At 32.9% G+C, this 18,910-nt stretch carries 19 protein-coding genes; 1 reads left to right on the forward strand and 18 read right to left on the reverse strand.

All coding sequences use genetic code 11. The annotated features are described in order from the left end of the window. Positions 1–147: 147 nt before the first annotated feature. Entirely contained in the window at positions 148–918 is a 771-nt protein-coding gene (locus J0A69_RS18870; protein ID WP_206588184.1) for a methyltransferase domain-containing protein, read from the forward strand. 61 nt (positions 919–979) lie between these two features. Here J0A69_RS18870 and J0A69_RS18875 read toward each other — a convergent pair whose 3' ends face one another. The 18 genes from J0A69_RS18875 to rffA form a co-directional block, all read right to left on the reverse strand. Further along, positions 980–1,417 carry a serine O-acetyltransferase gene (locus J0A69_RS18875; protein ID WP_206588185.1) on the reverse strand — a complete coding sequence of 146 codons (438 nt, stop codon included), beginning with the start codon at positions 1,415–1,417 and terminating at the stop codon, positions 980–982. A 106-nt stretch (positions 1,418–1,523) separates the two neighbouring features. Beyond that, complete coding sequence (locus tag J0A69_RS18880; protein ID WP_206588186.1) at positions 1,524–2,393, reverse strand: glycosyltransferase; 870 nt, start codon at positions 2,391–2,393, stop codon at positions 1,524–1,526. A 5-nt stretch (positions 2,394–2,398) separates the two neighbouring features. Continuing rightward, positions 2,399–3,307: a glycosyltransferase family 2 protein gene (locus tag J0A69_RS18885; RefSeq protein ID WP_236033012.1), complete on the reverse strand. Its 909-nt coding sequence runs from the start codon at positions 3,305–3,307 to the stop codon at positions 2,399–2,401. An 8-nt stretch (positions 3,308–3,315) separates the two neighbouring features. After that, the gene (locus J0A69_RS18890; protein WP_206588187.1) at positions 3,316–4,203 is read right to left on the reverse strand and encodes a glycosyltransferase; all 888 of its coding nucleotides are present in this window, start codon (positions 4,201–4,203) and stop codon (positions 3,316–3,318) included. A gap of 11 nt (positions 4,204–4,214) precedes the next feature. Continuing rightward, on the reverse strand, positions 4,215–5,063 hold the full coding sequence (locus J0A69_RS18895; protein ID WP_206588188.1) for a glycosyltransferase family 2 protein: 849 nt from the start codon (positions 5,061–5,063) through the stop codon (positions 4,215–4,217). Then, positions 5,050–5,970 (reverse strand): glycosyltransferase family 2 protein, encoded by a 921-nt coding sequence (locus J0A69_RS18900; RefSeq protein WP_206588189.1) that lies wholly within the window; start codon positions 5,968–5,970, stop codon positions 5,050–5,052. Before J0A69_RS18900 ends, J0A69_RS18895 begins: the two co-directional genes overlap by 14 nt. Positions 5,971–6,007: 37 nt before the next feature. Further along, on the reverse strand, positions 6,008–7,126 hold the full coding sequence (locus J0A69_RS18905; protein WP_206588190.1) for a glycosyltransferase: 1,119 nt from the start codon (positions 7,124–7,126) through the stop codon (positions 6,008–6,010). Beyond that, on the reverse strand, positions 7,123–8,049 hold the full coding sequence (locus J0A69_RS18910) for a glycosyltransferase family 10 domain-containing protein (protein WP_206588191.1): 927 nt from the start codon (positions 8,047–8,049) through the stop codon (positions 7,123–7,125). Before J0A69_RS18910 ends, J0A69_RS18905 begins: the two co-directional genes overlap by 4 nt. Positions 8,050–8,102: 53 nt before the next feature. Then, a complete protein-coding gene (locus J0A69_RS18915) occupies positions 8,103–8,993 on the reverse strand; it encodes a glycosyltransferase (protein WP_206588192.1) in 891 nt (296 codons plus the stop codon). Between the two features lie 2 nt (positions 8,994–8,995). Then, positions 8,996–9,715 (reverse strand): class I SAM-dependent methyltransferase, encoded by a 720-nt coding sequence (locus tag J0A69_RS18920; RefSeq protein ID WP_206588193.1) that lies wholly within the window; start codon positions 9,713–9,715, stop codon positions 8,996–8,998. Beyond that, positions 9,708–10,334, reverse strand: coding sequence for a class I SAM-dependent methyltransferase (locus tag J0A69_RS18925; protein WP_206588194.1), 627 nt, complete (start codon positions 10,332–10,334; stop codon positions 9,708–9,710). The genes J0A69_RS18920 and J0A69_RS18925 overlap by 8 nt, the downstream gene beginning before the upstream one ends. Next, positions 10,331–11,248 (reverse strand): glycosyltransferase family 10 domain-containing protein, encoded by a 918-nt coding sequence (locus J0A69_RS18930; protein WP_206588195.1) that lies wholly within the window; start codon positions 11,246–11,248, stop codon positions 10,331–10,333. Before J0A69_RS18930 ends, J0A69_RS18925 begins: the two co-directional genes overlap by 4 nt. Positions 11,249–11,278: 30 nt before the next feature. Then, positions 11,279–12,472: an ABC transporter ATP-binding protein gene (locus J0A69_RS18935; protein WP_236033013.1), complete on the reverse strand. Its 1,194-nt coding sequence runs from the start codon at positions 12,470–12,472 to the stop codon at positions 11,279–11,281. Between the two features lie 47 nt (positions 12,473–12,519). Beyond that, positions 12,520–13,386, reverse strand: a complete 867-nt coding sequence (locus tag J0A69_RS18940) for a polysaccharide pyruvyl transferase family protein (protein WP_206588196.1) — start codon at positions 13,384–13,386, stop codon at positions 12,520–12,522. A 2-nt stretch (positions 13,387–13,388) separates the two neighbouring features. After that, on the reverse strand, positions 13,389–14,351 hold the full coding sequence (locus J0A69_RS18945; RefSeq protein WP_206588197.1) for a hypothetical protein: 963 nt from the start codon (positions 14,349–14,351) through the stop codon (positions 13,389–13,391). Beyond that, the gene (locus tag J0A69_RS18950; protein ID WP_206588198.1) at positions 14,351–15,889 is read right to left on the reverse strand and encodes an MBOAT family O-acyltransferase; all 1,539 of its coding nucleotides are present in this window, start codon (positions 15,887–15,889) and stop codon (positions 14,351–14,353) included. Before J0A69_RS18950 ends, J0A69_RS18945 begins: the two co-directional genes overlap by 1 nt. A gap of 3 nt (positions 15,890–15,892) precedes the next feature. Then, positions 15,893–16,717 carry an FkbM family methyltransferase gene (locus J0A69_RS18955; RefSeq protein WP_206588199.1) on the reverse strand — a complete coding sequence of 275 codons (825 nt, stop codon included), beginning with the start codon at positions 16,715–16,717 and terminating at the stop codon, positions 15,893–15,895. Between the two features lie 604 nt (positions 16,718–17,321). Next, positions 17,322–18,455: a dTDP-4-amino-4,6-dideoxygalactose transaminase gene (rffA, locus tag J0A69_RS18960; protein ID WP_236033033.1), complete on the reverse strand. Its 1,134-nt coding sequence runs from the start codon at positions 18,453–18,455 to the stop codon at positions 17,322–17,324. Positions 18,456–18,910: the final 455 nt, after the last annotated feature.

Consider the following 18,910-nt stretch of genomic DNA (forward strand, 5'->3'; position numbering starts at 1 on the left):
AACTATTAAATGACATTTATCTTTTTGATTTTATTGCTTTATAATCAATACCCGCTGTATAGCCATAGATTTTATAGGTGTTACTTATGAAAAATTATTAAATAAGCTATTCGGGTAAAACAGAGTTTATATTTCTAAATTCAAAAGATGAAATCGAATAAATACTACAAAGACAATTTCTATAAATCCAGAGACTCAAACACTAAAGAATCGGCATCTCAAATACTCCAATTATTATTTAACTACTTTAAGCCAAAATCAATGGTTGACTTTGGCTGCGGCGTAGGCACTTGGGTTAAAATAGGACAAGAACTTGGGGTTCAAGAAATCCTTGGTCTTGAAGGAAATTGGCTTGACAAAAGTCATTTGGTAATTCCTGAAAGTAGTTTTCAGCATAAAGATTTAACTACGAGTTTTATCCTCAACAAAGAATACGATTTAGCAATTTCCTTAGAAGTCGCTGAGCATATCAATGAAAAGTATTCAACTAATTTCATAAACAATTTAACTTCAGCCTCTAAAATCATACTTTTTTCAGCAGCAATTCCTGGTCAAAGGGGTGCTGGACATGTTAATGAACAATGGCCAGAGTATTGGATAGAAAAATTTAAGTCAAAAGGATATGTAGCTCTTGATCTGATTCGGCCTTATATCTGGGACAACAATGATATCAAGAGTTGGTACAAACAAAATACCCTAGTGTTTATAGATAAAAACAAACTTGAGGAATTACCTGTACTGCTTAAATTTATTGATGAGAAGAAAAAAATGTGGGCTATTGTTCATCCGGATACTTTTAAAAGGCAGATCGATATATCTCACCCAAGATTTTCTACACTCCCCAAAGTTTTAGGAAGTATCCCAAGGTTAAGTTTTAATGCCATTAAAAATTTGGCAAAAAAAGCTCTCAATAGGTAAATAAAAATACTTTTTAGTTTTTAAAGTCAACTGAGTCATGAAAAGGTCAATAAAATGGATATTAATTATAAAAATTTATATAATCTTCAGAAGATTTACCTTCAATTATTTTCGCTGGGTTTCCAATTACCATGCAATTGTCAGGAACATCTATATTAACAAAAGTTAGTGGCGCGATAAGGACATTATCTCCTATGATGATATTTCCAGCAAGCACTGCATTGGGCCCAATCCATACTCTATTACCGACTAAAGGAGCACCTTTTCGTGGGCCTTTGTTAATTCGACCAATTGTAACCCCTTGAGCAATGTTACAATTTTCTCCGATTACCGCTTCATTGGAAATCACTATTCCACCGAAATGCCCCATGAATAAGCCTCCTGAGATTTTAGTGATGTGAGGAATTTGAAATCCATATTTGACCTGCATCCATTTAAAAAATAATCTCGATAAAAGGCCAATTGGATGCAACTTTGAATAATGAGAAGAAATCCTCATCAAAACCAGGAATCGAAATGCGGGATTTGAAACTCCATTTATAAATGTTGAACCATACCTCTTTCTATCCTGATTGATAAGTTCTTTTAAGCCCATATTTTTTTCTTCAAGAAATAAAACGAATTGTAATCGGGTCTAGGGTCATTCCTTTTTTGTTTAAAAGGCCATGCCATAAACCCATAAACTTTAATCCAATCCGCAGGGAGCGATCGGGAGCTGGTATGCAAGCTAAAACTCGCTTTGTGAAAAAAAATATAAAATCAGCAAAGGTGATTAAGGTAAAATGTTTTTTCACAAATAACACATAGTTTCTCTCTGTGTAATAACCTCTCCAAAGCGACGATTTAGTAAAACCAGAGCCATCTCCTAAGTGAAGCACCTCATGGAAATCATTTTCAACAACACCAATCCTAAAGCCTGCTTTTTTAATTCTGAAACAATATTCATAATCATCTACCATCATAAACCAATCCTCTTCAGGTATCCCAATATTCTTTACAACCTTAAAACTTAGTATTGCTCCATCAAATACAACAAAATCTACTTCTTGGATAGATTTATCTAATGGTTTTACAACATGGCGCTTTCCTACTTTATTTATACTTCCCAAAGGAGCTAACAAATCGTAAGGAGATTGATCAATTTGTCTAACTAAAATTTCTACAAGAGATTTAGAAGGGATACTATCATCTTCCAAAAAGACAACATATTCAGGATGAATAGGATTAGTAAGTAATAATTCTAGTGCCAGAGCTAATCCTGCACCATGTCCAATATTTGAATTTGCCCTTAATATATCTAATTGTAAAATGCCTGAAAACTGCCTTAATAATTCAGGAGTATGATCCGTACTACAATTATCTACTATGACAAAATTCAAATAATTCCAATTGTAGACTTTTATCTTTTTCAATAAAACTTCTAATTCATTAGCTCGATTATAAGTAACTAGAATTATCGAGACATTATTTTCCATTAAGATTACCGTCCAGAAATAGTAAATTTATTATTAGAAAGCTTTCCTGAGATCCCATGTACCACTCCTTTCACAATATTTTGAAAATTCTCTTTACCATAATTAAAGCCATACTTAAAACCAATTAAAGATTTTAAACAATTTTTAAATATTTGGTAAAGAAGTGCAAATATGAACCTATTCGACTTAAGAATGTAAATTAGGTTCCTTGTGCTATAATATTGTCTTTTAAGGCCAGCCGAAGACTTTTTTAAATAGATAGGCCTATTAAAATCAATTCTATTATACCTTTTTCTTAAAGACAAGAAAAAACCACTTTCAACAATTGATTTAAACCCTTTTTTCTTAAGTTTCAAATCAAAATCAAGTTCCTCAAATCCATAAAAAAGATTATGATTAGGAAGAACACCTGCTTCTATTACTGTCCTGTTTACAATTTTACATTGCCCACCAGATATTGTATCAACTTGTAGCAAATCTGAGTTTTGAAGTTCATAATCAGTGATCCTTATAATTTTTCCTAAATGACAATTAAATCTCTGACCAACTATTCCAAGTTGACCGATATTATGGATTTTAGAATCTTTTATTGCCAAAAACTGCTTTTCAAAAGTCTCAGGAACCGGTGGAGGGTCATCATCATCACCCCAAAGAATCCAGTCATAACCCGCATTAGAGACTAACTCCAAGCCAATTCTAGCAGCTCCTGCTGGTCCTGAATTGAATCCAACTCTATGGTATATCAATCGCTCATCTTCAAGATTCTTAATTAGATTTTGGGTGAACATATCTTCAGAATTATCGATAATCCACAATTTTTCAGGAGGACAGGATTGTGAAAATAATTTTTGAATAGTCTCGTGTAAGATATTTGGTCTTTGATAAGTGATAACAAATCCAGCAAACTTCAGCATGTTTGGTATCAATATTTAGAAGGATCATATGTTCTCCCTCTTCTATTTAAAAGGGCATCTCTTACGGCTCTAAACTTAAAGTGAAGCCTTTCTAGTTTCCTATCACCAAAAAAAATGATTGCGTAGGTATATTTTAATTCCCGTATTAACCATCCTTTAATTATCATAAAAGACTTTCGGTTAATACCAAGCCAAAGAAGATTTCTTGTATTATAATATTGTCTCCAAGGAGGGGTTCCCGATATGGATCCTAGTTTACCATCTTCTAAAAGTCCATTTGGTAAAACATAACAGGAATACCCTGCATCTTTAGCTCTTAAACAATAATCGTATTCATATACTCCCATGAAAAATTCAGGATCGCAATATCCAATTTTTGTTATTAATTCAGATGAAATCATACATCCATCAAATGTGATCAAATCGGTTTTGATCAATTTATCACTAATTGGAATTGAATACTGAACCCCAATTCCTTTCCATTTAAGTAATAAAGCTTCACCATTTGGATTTAAATTAGCCACTTTAAGAAAAGCCAACTTATGATCAGAGCATGAATTCAATGCTGAAATCATTGATTCTAAGCAACCTTTTTTTGGTCGTGAATCATCATTACATAAAAAACACCAATCATACCCTTTTTTAAAAGAAATCTCCAGTCCTTTTGCAAAACCTCCTGCAGATGCAATATTTTCTGGAAGGTTAATTAAACTCAAGTTTGGAAAAATTGATTCAATTAATTCTTGAGTCCCATCATTGCTATTGTTATTTATAACAAAAATATCACACTCTTGAAATCCATTAAATCTTAGAGACTTTATTGTTTTAATCAATTCATCTTTTCTATTGAATGTAACAACTAGTGCGGAAATTTTTAATTTTAAGTTAAATACCAAAATAATTTAATTTAACAATCCACCTCAGAAGAATAGAATAAAGTAGTTAAAAATGGAAATAGAGAAATAAAGAACCTAAATAAAGTAGAAACTTTATATGGTTTTAATAAAAAGGCTTGCCATAAATTAGCTCGAGCTTCTTTATAATTCCGAAATCTCATTTGATTGACTCCAATAATCTGATGATAAACATGCTTCATATTATTTGAAAGGGTATTCCTATGTTTTTCAAGAATCCTAATATTTGAATTTGTCATGTTTTTCAAATTCCTACTCCCCCCTAATTCATGTTTATGGTAATTAACCGTTACTATTTCTAAAGGGAACTCTTCACTATTTATCAATCTCATTCTGTGAAATAATTCCGTATTTTCACCAAAACTTAAATCCTCATCATATCCATTTAAAATATTAAAGGAGGTTTTCTTCAAACAAAATGCACCAGGTATTTTAGCTAAGTTTTTAACCTTACCAGGAAGACGTTCCATGCTACCAGAATTCGAAATAACATTTATCCCACCAACAATTAAATGAATATCATGAATTGTAGCCTCGGCAAATGCTGTTAGGGAATTTAATGTTAAAGTATCGTCAGAATCTAAAAAAATAAGCCATTCACCAATTGCCATTTTCACTCCAAAATTTCTTGCAGCTGAAACTCCACTATTCTCTTGAAAAAAATATGAAATTCTGCTATCAGTCAAATACTGACTTACTACTTCAGCCGTAAAATCCACACTCCCATCATCCACAATTATTAGTTCCCAATCTTCAAACGTCTGTTTCAATACACTTTGAATTGCAGAAGATAGCGATTGGACTCGGTTATATGTAGGAATAATAACACTAATCAAAGGCATACCTATCTCTGAGTTTCTTTAAAAATTCCTTTTTTTGAAATCTTTTCAAGGCAAAAGAACTAAAATAATTAATTCTTCTGATCCAATGATTTTTAAATATTCTGCTCTTTTCTCTAAGGCTTCTTTTATAGAAAATATTGACTTCAAAATCATAAAGATTATCCAAACCAATGTTATCAATTTGGATTGCCATCATTTTTAAGTGAGTTTCAATATTTCTTGAAGTGATATTATTCTTTCCATGCCTCCTGATTACTGACACAGGGTCTTCCCATTCAGAAGCTATAAAAACACCCCTTCTAATCAATCTATTCCACAATTCTGTATCTTCATGCAATCGGAGCCTCTCATCAAAGGTTTTATCTTTTATTAAAAATTCGCGCTTTAGGGTTACGGTATTAGTATGAAAAAGTACTCTATTTAATGTTATTTTCTTTTTGTAAAAGTCATAGGGCAAATCCCCTTCCTTAAAAGTAAAGCCTGGGTCATTCCGTATTCCGTATCTTTTTTCATTATTACCCAAATGCTCTTCTAGTATTGCACAAGAATATGCAGCATCAGCATAATTATTCTTCTCAAAAATAACTTTATCCTTATTAAACCGATGAGGCAAATACCAATCATCTGCATCCAAAAATGCAATATATGGATAAACGGCTTTCTCTATCCCAAAATTTCTGCTTGCGCTAATTCCCCTATTTATTCCGCTAGGATGTTGAAAACATCGTACTTTTTCAAATTGCTTTTCTAAATCTTTGCAAACTGACAAAGAATCATCAGGTGAACCATCCTCCACTAAGATTATTTCGGCAACTTCAGGCAAATTTACAGCAGATATTACAGCTTGGTTTATATATTCTGCAACATTATAGACTGGTATAATAACTGAAACTTTAAAATCAATCATTTAACGAAAACGATACCAATGTTAAAATCTAACAAGGTTAAGTGGAAAATGTCAATCGATTAACCAAAGCTCCTAGAAGTCTTCCGTATCGAAAATGATTCCATTTTTTCAATTGAGGAGAAAGTATAAGATTAGAAATTCGAACAGAATCTATATTTGAATAACCAAGTCTATTAAAAAATTCAAAAAGTTTAGGTTGTATCTTATCCAAAATAGTTTGGCAATCCTTTTTACTGAGGAAATATTTCCAATTCAGGTAGGAACTCATACGAGTCCATTCTTCTTCTTTTATATCCCATTTCCAAATTGACTTTTCCTCCAAATACCAAGAAATTGCCTCGGGGAGTTTATCCTGTTGAATAAGCAACCCTAGAAATGGAAGAAGATGCTTCTTTTGGATACTTGAATAATTAAGATTAAAAGGTTCCTTGAAAGGAGCAGATTCAGGAAGCCTATCATCTGATTGACCTACCCTTCTGGTAACTTCACTTAAAGACTCGTACATTAGTCTGGGATTTCTGCTCATGCTATAAGAGACATATCGATAGGCAACCAAAACTTCATTAATTGAAAAAATTTTAGCTCCAGCCCTTCCGGCACGTATCCAAAAATCCCAATCCTCACAACTTTTCAACTTAACATCAAATCCTCCGAGCTTTTGCGCAAATTCCCTCTGGATCAAAATCGAATGGCAAGGGCCAATATTTTGAGTCAAAACTTCTGGAAATATTTTGCCTTTACCTACTGGATTATGTCTATGGAAACAATATCCATCTGGATGATCCCAATAAGCATATCCACATCGAAATAATTGAAAGTCAGGATTTAATGAAATCAATTCGATGTATTTTTTCAATAAATCAGACTCCAACCAATCATCTGCATCCAGAAAAATAAGAAATTTCCCTTGAGCTTGATTCATTCCGGCGTTTCGCGCAGCTGAAAGGCCTTGGTTGGTTTGGTATAGGTAATGAATTTTAGTGTTACCTTCTAAAAATTGATGAGCCACTTGAGCTGTATTATCCTCGCTCCCATCATTTACAACCCAGACTTCCCAATCTTCAATTTTCTGATCCAGAATTGAATTTAGACAGTCCTTCAAAAAATGACCTTGATTGAAGCATGGAATAATAATTGAAAAGATTGGGAGGTTCATCTAAATGATTTTCTAAAATTTTTTGAATAAAAATTTCTAATCATTCTTAGAGCAATACCTATATTCTTTTTGGTACCAATAGATTTTGTCTTTTTATCTCCAGTAAAAATTTTATTGAAAAATATCTGAATATTTTCTTCTCTTAAATACGAATTAGGCTCATTTTTGTGAAAAACTGGTTGGGAAATGAACTCCAAATATGCTTCATTATTTTCATTCAAATATTTTATTCTTTCAATAAGCTCATCATCAGAATTAAAATCGAATCTATTAAGAATCCTCTTAGTGTTAAAATCTTTTTGGATTAACTGGCTTCCCCAATAAATCGGAATTGTGTTTGTAAAAAAGCATTCATAAATCTTTTCAGTGACATATCCAGGGTAGCTACTATTTTCAAAGGCAATCATGAATTTATAGGGACTCATAAATGCTAATTTATCGGAAACCAAGTACCCCATATTATTTTTAACCTTGCCTCCTGAATCCACAGTTTGATATTGACTCAATTTTTTGAAAAAATCTATTCGTCTAACAGATTTAGGATTAGAAACAACAAAACAACAAAATTTAGATTTTGGATGGTCATCTATTATATTTTTGAAATCTGGAAAAATTAATCTCTTATAGTCTAAGCTTTTCCAATAAACATAAAGAGGCAATCTTAGGTAGTTTTCCTTTTCAAGGAAATCAAAACCTAGAGCATAATCGCAAAGAAAAAAATTGGGGCGCACATTTTCTCCTGTAATGAAAATCTTTGTGCAGGAATATTCTAAATGACTATTTCCCCAAACAGAAAAAAAAATAAAATCAGGATCTTCAGATATCTCTAAATTAAAAAACCTAGAAAGCAAAATGTAAATACCATTATAGGTTTGATCAAAACCTGAAAAAAAGTCAACGAATTTAATCTTAATACTTTTCAAGATAACAGCTAATTATTTTGAATACTTTGATTGAGATTACCCAGAAGTAGTAATTACTTACCAAATTTCCCCCCTAATACCTCTTTATAATTTTCGATAGTTTCAAAACCAAATTCTTTCAGTGCTAATTCTTGATATTCATTCCCTCTATTTCTTAAACTCATATATTCCTCGGAATTAGGTGTCCATTGGTCATGAATGACTCCACAATGCCTAGTAGTTCCAACTTTTAATCCCGCTATTTTTGCACGAATGAAAAAATTCTGATGCTCTCCACCTTTAAGAATTGGGTTCCATCCACCAAACGATTTAACTTTTTCAGTATTTGCTAAAAAAAAATTATGAGTTAAATCACAAGGAGTCATAGGGTCTACATACTTAATTTTACTTAAATAGAGTTTTTCATCTTTAAATTCAATTCCAGATTGATATTCAAAAATTTGTGAAGAAGGTAAGACCCATCCAATTTTATTAAATGCCCTATTCAACATTAATAAATATTTTCCTTTTCTTGTTTTTCTGTTATGTTGGCGAAAAACTCCACCCAGAATATCTAAATTGTGTTGCTCTAATAATTTTAGCATTTTGGGAATTCTTGTCCTTCTATCAAAAACAAAATCATCATCGCACAACAAAAAATATTTCGTATTAGTAACCTCCAGCATCTTATTTCTTCCTTCTGCAGTTCCTGTATCATATGGTAAAGGCAAATAAGAAATTTTTAAATATGGAAACCGATATAGAATTTCATCTCCGTAAGGTATTTTACTATCATCACCAATAATTATAGGGCCTCTAAATCCATAGTGAGATATTGAATCCAATAAATTAATTAGGTGCTCTTTCCTTTCTAGCGTCTTAATCAGAATACTAACCTGATTTAATCTTTTAAGATCGTAATTTACTTTTGGTTCAAAAGGGGCAAGATTTATATACCTTGGCATAATTATTTAACTAAGGATTTGATCCATTTCTTTAGAGGGTGTATAGATAAATTACTTTCAAGATTCTTAATTCGTTTCTCATATCCCATAGTTAATCTCTCCAACAATTCAGGATGCACAAGTGGCAAATAAGAATCTGGAAATTTAGAAGCAAGCGGATGAGATTCTTTTACCACTAAGAAGATATTCTGTTTATACCAATAATCCACATTGGGATTATTCCAAATTACCGGTCTAATAATATCTAAAAAAACAAAGCCCCTATCAGAAAAGAGCCTATGCCAATATTTAGGCCATTGTTCGTTTAAATGATTCTGCCCCCCTTGCCCTGGGATAGCTGCAGAAAATAAAATTACGTCTGAATGCCTTATTAAAGAATCTATTAAATTCTCAGCGGAGCTTTCTGGTAAATGTTCAGCTACTTCAAGGCATATTACAAGATCGAATGATCGATCTAGGTCCAAATCTTTTCTAAGATCAACAGATTTAAAGAAGGATAAATCTAAATATCTACCTAAAAGCTTTTTATCTACATATTCTCCATCAACTCCAAAAATATCTTTCACCCCAAGATCTCTAGCTACAGATAACCACGTCCCCAATCCACAACCAACATCTAAGACCGAGTTCAATTTTAATAAATCAAATAATATTGGAAAGACTACTTTTGAGCTTTCCGTATTATGAATTTTTTCACTATGAACATAAGTGATATCACCCATTCCCTTTTTTTGCTAAAGACCAGACTACCAAGGGATATTTTGTTTCATTAATTAATGACATCCCTTTTTTATAATGTTTCCAATAATCAAGATTAGAGATCAAGCATTTTTTATTTCCCCAACCATCAACGAGGATTTGATTTAAAGGAAACCCTACTTCATTTAAAAAATATTTAAGTCCTGTAGGAGACCATCTGGTGCAATCATAAGGCACTTCATGTATTGGAATTAAGAAAGGAGTTGTGATTAAAAAATACCCTCCTGGATTTAACATTTTATAAATATTTGATAAAGCTTTGTAAGGATAAAGCAAATGTTCAAAAACTTGTTCTGCAATAATCAAATCAAACTTTTCATCTTTTACATCATTACAAATATCAAACTCAGGATAGTCAACATTTAAATAGGATTTAAATGGATGATCTTTCCATTTTGATCCAGAAATCTCTAGAACATTATATTGTTCAATTGTAAGTGATCTTATCAATTTTTCTGTTTCCTGATCCATGACTACTCTAAGCCATTGATCAGACGCGAAAGCACCTTTAGGTGGCAAAAAATACTTTTGATAAAATCTTACTAATGGACGGAATTTCTTTAACTCCTTTCTAATATTCATTTATAATTATTTTGAAGCTTAAAACTAATCCAAGAATTAATATCCTTAATTAAGTGGTAAATTCTACTTTTAAACTGATTAGATATCGGAGTATAATTTCCTATCAAGGAAAAAATATAACTAAAGTGCGAATATAAATTTTCAGATTTAAGATTATCAGGAATTTCATTTTCATGAAAAAAAGGTTTTCTCAACATATTGAAATATAAATCATCATTTAAATCTAATTCGATAATTTTTTCAACCACTGCGTCGAATGAATCATAATCATGAACATTTATAAAACTTTCGGGATTAAATTCTTGATGAATTAATGGGTTACCCCAATAAATTGGTATAGAGTTCGCCAGCATGGCATCATATATTTTTTCAGAGGTATAGCCTGGAGAGCTTTCATTTTCAAAACAAATAGTAAACTTATAATTAGAAATAAATTCACTTTTATTTTGAACTTGATATCCAAGGTTATTTAAAAATCTTCCGCCCGAATCTACCTTCTTATATTTAGAAAGTTTATTAAAAAAGTCTATTCTTTCTAACGCTTTATCATTAGAGTAAACAAAATTACAAAACTTCTTATTTCTTATATCGAATCCTTCAACTCTATTATTCAATAGTTTTTCATGCTCATTATACCACGCATATAAAGGAAAACGATAATTCTTTGGGCCTTTCATAAAATCAAACGAAAAAGCAAAATCACATTCAAGAAAATTTGGCTTGATATTCTCACCTGTATGAAAAATCTTAATACAATTGTATTTCCTATGTTCTCGTCCAAAAGGACCAAAAAAAAGTATTTCAGGTTTATCGGATATTTCTAACTCATACTTTTCAGAAAGAAACTTCCAAAAGAAACTTTCACGATATTCGAAATTTTGCCAGAAATCTGTAAAATTTATTTTAACCTTCACTTCAAATAAGTTTCCTATAATTACTTATACTTAACTAGTAAGTATTATTGAACTTGGATATATATATCCATGATTTTTAGAAAAGGGATATACCCTATTTAGAACAGGAGACTCAATAACTTCAAAAGTTATTATATCAATATAATGTCTATATGTTTCAGAGAAATGGGATCCTGCCCACACTGATATAGAGTAAGTACCCGGCATTATTGGAGGCAAATCACAGGAGATTTTAAAATCTTGAATTCCCAATTGTGGTTTAATGAACCCATTATAAGAAGGAATAAATTGTAGTACCGGATTACCATCATAGGATTTAATATCAATCGCAATGAATGCTGGATCATACTTATCTGAAGAGCTGAAACTTAAGGAAAGAACTAATTCAAGGTTTGGCTGAGTTCCTCTTAACTGAATACTTGAACTATTTAAATAAAATTCACCCTGTTTTGGGTTAGATTTATTTTCCCAAGAATTTGATTTTAAATTGTTTGTCTGGTTTCCTAAATACCTACTAATGCCCTCCTCAGTACTTCCTTCAAACATTTTATTTCCATTTGCTAATACCAAAACTCTATTGCAGAGGCTATTTACAGCTGATAGATTATGGCTCACAAAAAGTACTGTTCTTCCTTGTCCTGCTACATCTTCCATTTTACCTAGGCACTTCTTTTGAAATTCGTGATCTCCAACTGCCAATACTTCATCAATTATCAATATTTCGGGTTCTAAATGAGCCGCAACTGAAAATCCAAGACGAACCTTCATCCCAGAGGAATAAAACTTAACTGGGGTATCAACAAATTTTTCAACACCGGAAAAGTCTATAATCTCATCCAATTTGGAATCAATTTCTCCTCTAGTCATTCCCAAAATTGTTCCATTCATATAGATATTATCCCTACCCGAAAGTTCAGGATGGAATCCTGTACCTACTTCAAGAAGAGAAGCAACCCTCCCTCGAATTTCAATTTTCCCTGAGGTGGGCTCGGTGATTTGGGAAAGAATTTTAAGTAAGGTAGATTTCCCTGCTCCATTTTTACCAATAATACCAAGTACCTCTCCTTCTTTCACTTCAAAGTCAATGTCCTTTAAAGCCCAAAAATTAGATTCATCTTCCTGTTCAAACCTATTCAAATCACGAAGGGCCTGAAGATTTTTCCAAGGAGCTTTAATAATATTAACTATTTGACCTGATAAGGTTTTAGCTTGATCTTCTTTCAAGCCAAGTCTATACCGCTTGGAAAGGTCTTTAACTTGAATACAAGTTTTCAAATTATATTAGTTTTAGACTTCAAAGAATTGATTAATCCTTTACTATCATATTTGAGATCTTTAATCGTACAAGGAATTGAAAAAATAGTGTTTCGATCAAAATGCTCTAATAAATTAAATGGTCTTACAGCATTTAAAGGAATATTAACCCCGGAATAGTAATCTTCAAACTTAAAATCTCCACCTATAAGTTTATTTGAAATAGAAATACGAGCGGTTGGAATACCATAAGATTCCGCTAGGACTAAGCCATGTAAGGAGCTGCTTAGGATACTTTCACATTTGCTCACTTCATCAGCAAATTTAAAGATATCAATCGTGGGATTAATTATATTAATCTCAAAACCGTATTTGCTTTTAATATCCTGAATAACCTTTTCATCTAATTCCTTAAAATGGGGGATAATTCCAAGTTTATACTCTTTAGGAAAAGTAGGATGATAAAACTCTTTGAATAACAATCCAGGATCTCCAAATTGATCAGAAGATTTCCTAAACAAGCCATTAATTTTCTTTTCAGTAAGCTTTCCTCTAACAGCCAAAACTTCATTTGGTGAATGTATCAAGGTGTGTTTTTCAGAAAGAAATCCAGAACCCCAAATTGAATAGTTAGTTAATTTACTATTCAAAACGCTTCCTATTCCTGTAATAATTTCTTGGTTTTTAATATTAAATATTTTGTTAGAACTGTAAACATTTTTTTTTAAAATAGAATTAAAAATAAACTCATTGATTGAATCACCCCAATTCTTTTCATAATCCCAATAAAAAATTAGTGGATAATTTCTTGTTAAAAAATTAATAGAATCTATAATGTTTTTTGGATATACTTTAATTTTAATTTTGGAAAATATTCTCTTCATTCTTAATAAGAAAAAGTCTCTATAAAATCATCAATCAAAAATTTAGTATATTTTTTTGCTCCAATTCTATTAAGATGCATTTTATCCGTGAAATAACTAGTGTCTTTTCCAAAATTTGGAATTATTTCATTGTAATTTCTATAATCAACAATTAATTCATTTTCTTCAAATGATTCAAAGTATGAATTAATATAATTCCAATTAGTTATACATTTGTTATACTCATATGTGGTCGGAGATTGAACCAATAGAATCTTAACATTAGATTGGTTTAATAAATTTAGATTCTTTTCAAAAGCCAATTTCTGATATTCTAAAAAATCTATAGAATATAAATCTAATTTATCCCTATCATCAAAATCAAGATTATTTGATTCTACAAATCCTCCTTGAACATACTTTGTAGACCCTTTTATTTCCCTTTCATTATAATTATCAAATTCATCAAAAATTTGTCTCTTTAATGAGATAATTAATGTATTCCAAGCGATAATATCTGAAATAAAAACGCTTTGTTTCAATGCACCTTTATCAATATTTGAATTTGAAAAAATATCAATAAACGACTCTAATCCTCTATTTTGAAACGTAATTGGAGTAACCTCCCAAATTACATATTTAGGTGAAAACTGATTCAAATATTTATTTAGTAAATATTCTGTTTGTAATGGTGTTTGATAATTTGATCCAAGATTAAATGCTTTTAATCCGTACTCTTTGAAAATTCTAGTATCAATACCCCTTAAGGCGATTGAAGAACCTAAGATTAAAACATCTATATCTTTCGTAGTGTCCGCTTCATGCAGTTTACTCCACATAAAACTGTTTCCTCCTTGGTTAAAAATCAAGTTTTTAGTCAATCTTCTTTGAGTTAACCAATAAGATCCAAGGGAACCTATAAAAATTGGATAAACGATAACAGAAATTAAACAAAAAAAGAATATCTTAACTAAGAATTTTTTCATCAAAATTGAAAATAAATGAAATCCATTTTTTGAGTAAAAACTCCCCAATACATAATAGAAAAAGCTACAAGGAAATATACTGGATATCGATACCATTTAAGGGGTATTATTTCAATCCAATTAGATCGTTTTCTTCCTATCCATTCCAGTACAAGAAAAATCACCAATGCTACCCTTAAATGGTAACCAAACCAATTAAAGCTATTGGGAAATAAGGGGTTGGAAAATGTTCGTATTAAATACCCCAATGCATCTCCTATGCTATTAGCTCTGAAAAAAACCCAAGCTACACTAACCAAAGTAAATGTTGATATCATTTGAATTAGCTCTTTAAATGAGGGAATCATATGGTCCCCTTCATTTAAATGAACTCTATTCTTCCCAATCAAAAAGATCGGAATAAATAAAGCTGCATGGATCCCTCCCCAAGCGATAAAAGTCCAGTTGGCTCCATGCCAGAAACCTGAGACCAGGAATACGATAAAGATATTGCGGATGGCTTTAACTTTAGTAACTCTACTCCCACCTAAAGGGATGTAAACATAATCCCTAAACCATGTAGATAATGAAATATGCCATCTACGCCAGAACTCAGCTATATCTCTACTGAAATAGGGAGTTCGGAAATTTGTCATCAGATCGAAGCCAAAAAGCTTGGCTACTCCTATGGCTATATCCGAATAGCCTGAGAAGTCTCCATAGATCTGAAAGGCAAAGAGAATAGCTCCCATGATAAGCTCTAATCCTGAAGCAGTTTGATAATTCTCGAATATGGGATTGACTACCAAAGCACAGTTGTCAGCGATCACCATTTTCTTAAAGAGACCCCAAAGAATGAGTTTCATTCCATCAGATCCTTGTTGGTATTCGAATTCCCTCTTCTTAAAGAACTGAGGCAATAAGTTGGAAGCCCTTTCAATAGGACCTGCTACCAGTTGAGGGAAGAAAGCAACGAAAGTAAAGAAGGCGATTGGATCTTTGGTTGGCTTTAGCTTCCCTTTATAGACGTCTATGGAATAGCTTAAAGTCTGAAAGGTATAGAAAGAAATCCCAACAGGAAGTATCAAGTTAAGCGTGCTGATATGAGGTTGGAAACCTAATAAGGAGATAAAGTCAGCTGCAGAGTCTATGAAGAAATTGAAGTATTTGAAGAAGGCTAGTAGGCCGAGGTTGAAGGTGAGGGAGATGGTGAGGTAGAGTCTCTTTCCTGTCCACAGACCACTGACCATGGACCACGGCTGTTTTTTGGTTAAGTTTTTATTTCCCGTCTCCTTTCCAGGACCTTCAATAGTTGAATTTGCAGAGTTTTCTGTGGACTGCTGACTGTCGACTGTCGACATCTTTAATCCACACCAGTAATCCACTGCCGAACTCGCAATAATCAACCCCAGAAACCTCCAATCCCACCAACCATAAAACACATAGCTAGCTAGTAATAGAAAGGCATTCTGCAGCTTTAGGTTCTTCTGAAATACAAACCAGTAAAGTCCGAAAACTATGGGTAGGAAGATCAGGAAAGAAATAGAATTAAAAAGCATTAATTACTTTACTCTAAACCAAAATTTAGGTAGCACAACATCATCTTTGTCCACGTTGGGTTTGTCTAAAGGATGTGGAAATTTCGAAAAATAATCTGATGATGAAAATCTATCATTTCTTAATAATGTAATTTCCATCAGAGGAGGGATTTCAATACCATTTATGAATATTGGCCTCCCGTTATTATTTGGATGTAGATGCACTATCGAATGATTTGAAAGTAATTTTTCAAAAAAACGATTGAGTTGATTGAAAAAATAACGGTCAGCTATCCTATCAAGATGATGTAATTCAATCACAATTATCCTAAATCTGTCAAGCAAAGGCCTAGAAAGAGCAAGAATAACATCATACTCATAACCTTCAATATCCATTTGAAGTAATAATTCAGAATTTTTATTATCTGACAAGTTTTGGTTTACCCATGTGTCCATTGTCATATAATTACCCATATCATCAGCTCCAATGAACTTTTTACTAAATTCAAATTTTGGATGATCAATAGTAGGATTTTCAATTGAATAATCAGCCATAAAAACTTCAATTCCCATCTCTGCTAATTCAAATTCAAATCTTGATTCAATGTCAACCCCAGGAGAAAAACATGTTTCAATATCTTTTAAATCATTTGGCAAAAGATATCCCCCATCACCATTTGGTCCAATTCTTATAAGTTCAATTTTTGGGTCAATTGGGTGGAGTTTTTTTAAAAGCGATTTAATTTCATCATTTGAAACTGCACCTGTAAGATTCAACTCTAATCTTCTTGAAATTGGCTTTGCTATCCTATAAAATAGGTTTCTTATTTTTTTCTTTAAAAAGTTCATTTTTTGGTGGTCACGGGACTTATCTGAGTTATTAAAAGAAATCCATTGAGGGGTAAAATATAGCTAGCTAGTAATAGAAAAGCATTCTGAAGCTTCAAGTTCTTCTGAAATACAAACCAGTATAGTAAGAATACTATTGGAAGGAAGATCAAGAAGGTGAAGGAATTGAAAAGCACTTATGAATTAGAAATTGAGAATGAGGAATTGGTTGTTCGTTGTTCGTTGTTAGGTCTCTAACAGTGGGCAAGTGTTGGTTCGTATTTGGGATACTATCGGACTGATTACTGTAAACTGAGACTGTTAACTATCTAATAACAGCTTCGCCCTTTCACTCACGATATTGAGTTTGCGTGATTCTACTTGAATTGACTGAGTAATAAATTTACTCGGTTGATTTGGATAAGCAAATTTTAGGATGTTAGATTTTGGATTTATGCCTTATGAATACGTGACGCTCCCCTCTCGCTTTAGGAGAGGGGCTGGGGGTGAGGTAGTTTTTCGCCGAAGGCTTATTTCAGCGAAGCGTATTTCAAGCGACGAAGGAGCCAATATTTCAAGTAAGGTACGAGCTTCTATCTCGTCTTTGGTGTATTTCAGTTCCTGCCTACCTTTGACTTATTGCAGGCAATTCATAGAATAATGGCAACCTCAGCAAGCAATTTGAAAAGCGATCAGAATTGGGCAGACTGCGCTTATATTGATTCGGGAAATGCATTTTGGAGAATTCTGACTTGTGAAGACTTTGGTAATGGAAAACAGCTAAGATGCCTTGCTCTTTTAGCGCCTCCGAATAAGCCGTTCGAGTAGCTTGTGATGGGAAGAGGAGGTAGAAGAGATGGGCATTGGCCATAAATGAAGAATGAGAAATGTGGAATGAGGAATTAGGGGGATATTCATTCATCATTCTTAATTCATCATTGCTAATTGCCTTTAGAAATTGTAGGGATAGGGATTTTAAATTACTGGAATCTCCCTTGAAAAAACGAAAATAGTCCTCCCAAATGGCTTTTCTTCTTTCCTGGATCTTGTCTAGGTTTTCTAATTGTGCCCAGAGGTACGCTGCATTGAGTTCGGATGGTAAGAAAGAGCTTCCTATATCCACCCATCCATATTTATTTACTTCCCCACGGAAAAAGGCAGCCCTGTCTGTTCCTTTTTCCCAAAGGATTTCGGCTCTTTTAATGAATTGAGGATCATTGATCATCAGCATCCCTCCTTCTCCACATTGGATGTTTTTGGTTTCATGAAAACTCATGCATCCCAAGTGTCCAATACTTCCTAAGGCCTTCCCCTTATAAAAGCTATTTATTGCCTGAGCCGCATCTTCAATCACAAATAGATTATGCCTATTTGCTATCTCCATGATTGTATCCATCTCGCAAGCTTCTCCCCCATAATGAACCACTACAATTGCCTTGGTTTTAGGAGTGATAAGCTCTTCGATCAGCCTTTCATCCATATTGGGGTGATCTGAATGGCTATCCACAAAGACAACTTTTGCCCCCCTTAGCACAAAAGCATTGGCAGAGGAAACAAAAGTGAAACTGGGAATGATAACCTCATCTCCAGCTTGGATATCACAAAGAATCGCTGCCATTTCCAGAGCATCTGTGCAAGAGTTGGTCAACAGGCATTTTTGAATTCCATAGCGCTGCTCAAAGAACTCCTGGCAAAGATGGGTATAGTGGCCATTCCCGGAGATTTTACCGCGGTTGATCGCATCTTGGATGTATTCCAGTTCCTTCCCGGTTTGAAAGGGTTTGTTGAAAGGAATATTCGATTTTAGATTTATGATTTTAGATTTTTTGAAATACTGTTGAAATAGGCCCTAAGGGAGAAATATTACCGTCATTGCGCCTGCCCGCGGTGGCGGGAGCGAAGCGTGGCAATCTCGTGGAAGGGAATATTAGATATATGATATTAGAAATACTTTGAAATACTGTTGAAATAGGCCCTTCGGGCGAAATACTTTGAAATAGATATAAGATAGCCCTAAGGGCAGATATGGAGAGATATAAGATGTAAGATATATGATTTATGATTTTTAGAAATACAGTTGAAATACTTTGAAATTGATATAAGATAGCCCTGCGGGCAGATAGGGAGATATGCTCCTTGCGGGAGCGAGATATTTAAAGTTTTGAATGAAATACAATTGAGATACTTTTGAAATACTCCCTTCGGGAGAAATAT

Origin of the sequence: Algoriphagus pacificus (assembly GCF_017254845.1) — a bacterium.
In the GTDB taxonomy this organism is placed as follows: domain Bacteria; phylum Bacteroidota; class Bacteroidia; order Cytophagales; family Cyclobacteriaceae; genus Algoriphagus; species Algoriphagus pacificus.

What these genes read in the sequence shown, in the direction of transcription:
- J0A69_RS18940 (WP_206588196.1), bottom strand. Translation starts at nt 13,386, where the DNA reads ATGAAGAGAATATTTTCCAAAATTAAAATTAAAGTATATCCAAAAAAC.
- J0A69_RS18875 (WP_206588185.1), bottom strand. Translation starts at nt 1,417, where the DNA reads ATGAGGATTTCTTCTCATTATTCAAAGTTGCATCCAATTGGCCTTTTA.
- J0A69_RS18950 (WP_206588198.1), bottom strand. Translation starts at nt 15,889, where the DNA reads ATGCTTTTTAATTCTATTTCTTTCCTGATCTTCCTACCCATAGTTTTC.
- J0A69_RS18880 (WP_206588186.1), bottom strand. Translation starts at nt 2,393, where the DNA reads ATGGAAAATAATGTCTCGATAATTCTAGTTACTTATAATCGAGCTAAT.
- J0A69_RS18895 (WP_206588188.1), bottom strand. Translation starts at nt 5,063, where the DNA reads ATGCCTTTGATTAGTGTTATTATTCCTACATATAACCGAGTCCAATCG.
- J0A69_RS18915 (WP_206588192.1), bottom strand. Translation starts at nt 8,993, where the DNA reads ATGCCAAGGTATATAAATCTTGCCCCTTTTGAACCAAAAGTAAATTAC.
- J0A69_RS18870 (WP_206588184.1), top strand. Translation starts at nt 148, where the DNA reads ATGAAATCGAATAAATACTACAAAGACAATTTCTATAAATCCAGAGAC.
- J0A69_RS18920 (WP_206588193.1), bottom strand. Translation starts at nt 9,715, where the DNA reads ATGGGTGATATCACTTATGTTCATAGTGAAAAAATTCATAATACGGAA.
- J0A69_RS18945 (WP_206588197.1), bottom strand. Translation starts at nt 14,351, where the DNA reads ATGAAAAAATTCTTAGTTAAGATATTCTTTTTTTGTTTAATTTCTGTT.
- J0A69_RS18885 (WP_236033012.1), bottom strand. Translation starts at nt 3,307, where the DNA reads ATGCTGAAGTTTGCTGGATTTGTTATCACTTATCAAAGACCAAATATC.
- J0A69_RS18900 (WP_206588189.1), bottom strand. Translation starts at nt 5,970, where the DNA reads ATGATTGATTTTAAAGTTTCAGTTATTATACCAGTCTATAATGTTGCA.
- J0A69_RS18925 (WP_206588194.1), bottom strand. Translation starts at nt 10,334, where the DNA reads ATGAATATTAGAAAGGAGTTAAAGAAATTCCGTCCATTAGTAAGATTT.
- J0A69_RS18955 (WP_206588199.1), bottom strand. Translation starts at nt 16,717, where the DNA reads ATGAACTTTTTAAAGAAAAAAATAAGAAACCTATTTTATAGGATAGCA.
- J0A69_RS18905 (WP_206588190.1), bottom strand. Translation starts at nt 7,126, where the DNA reads ATGAACCTCCCAATCTTTTCAATTATTATTCCATGCTTCAATCAAGGT.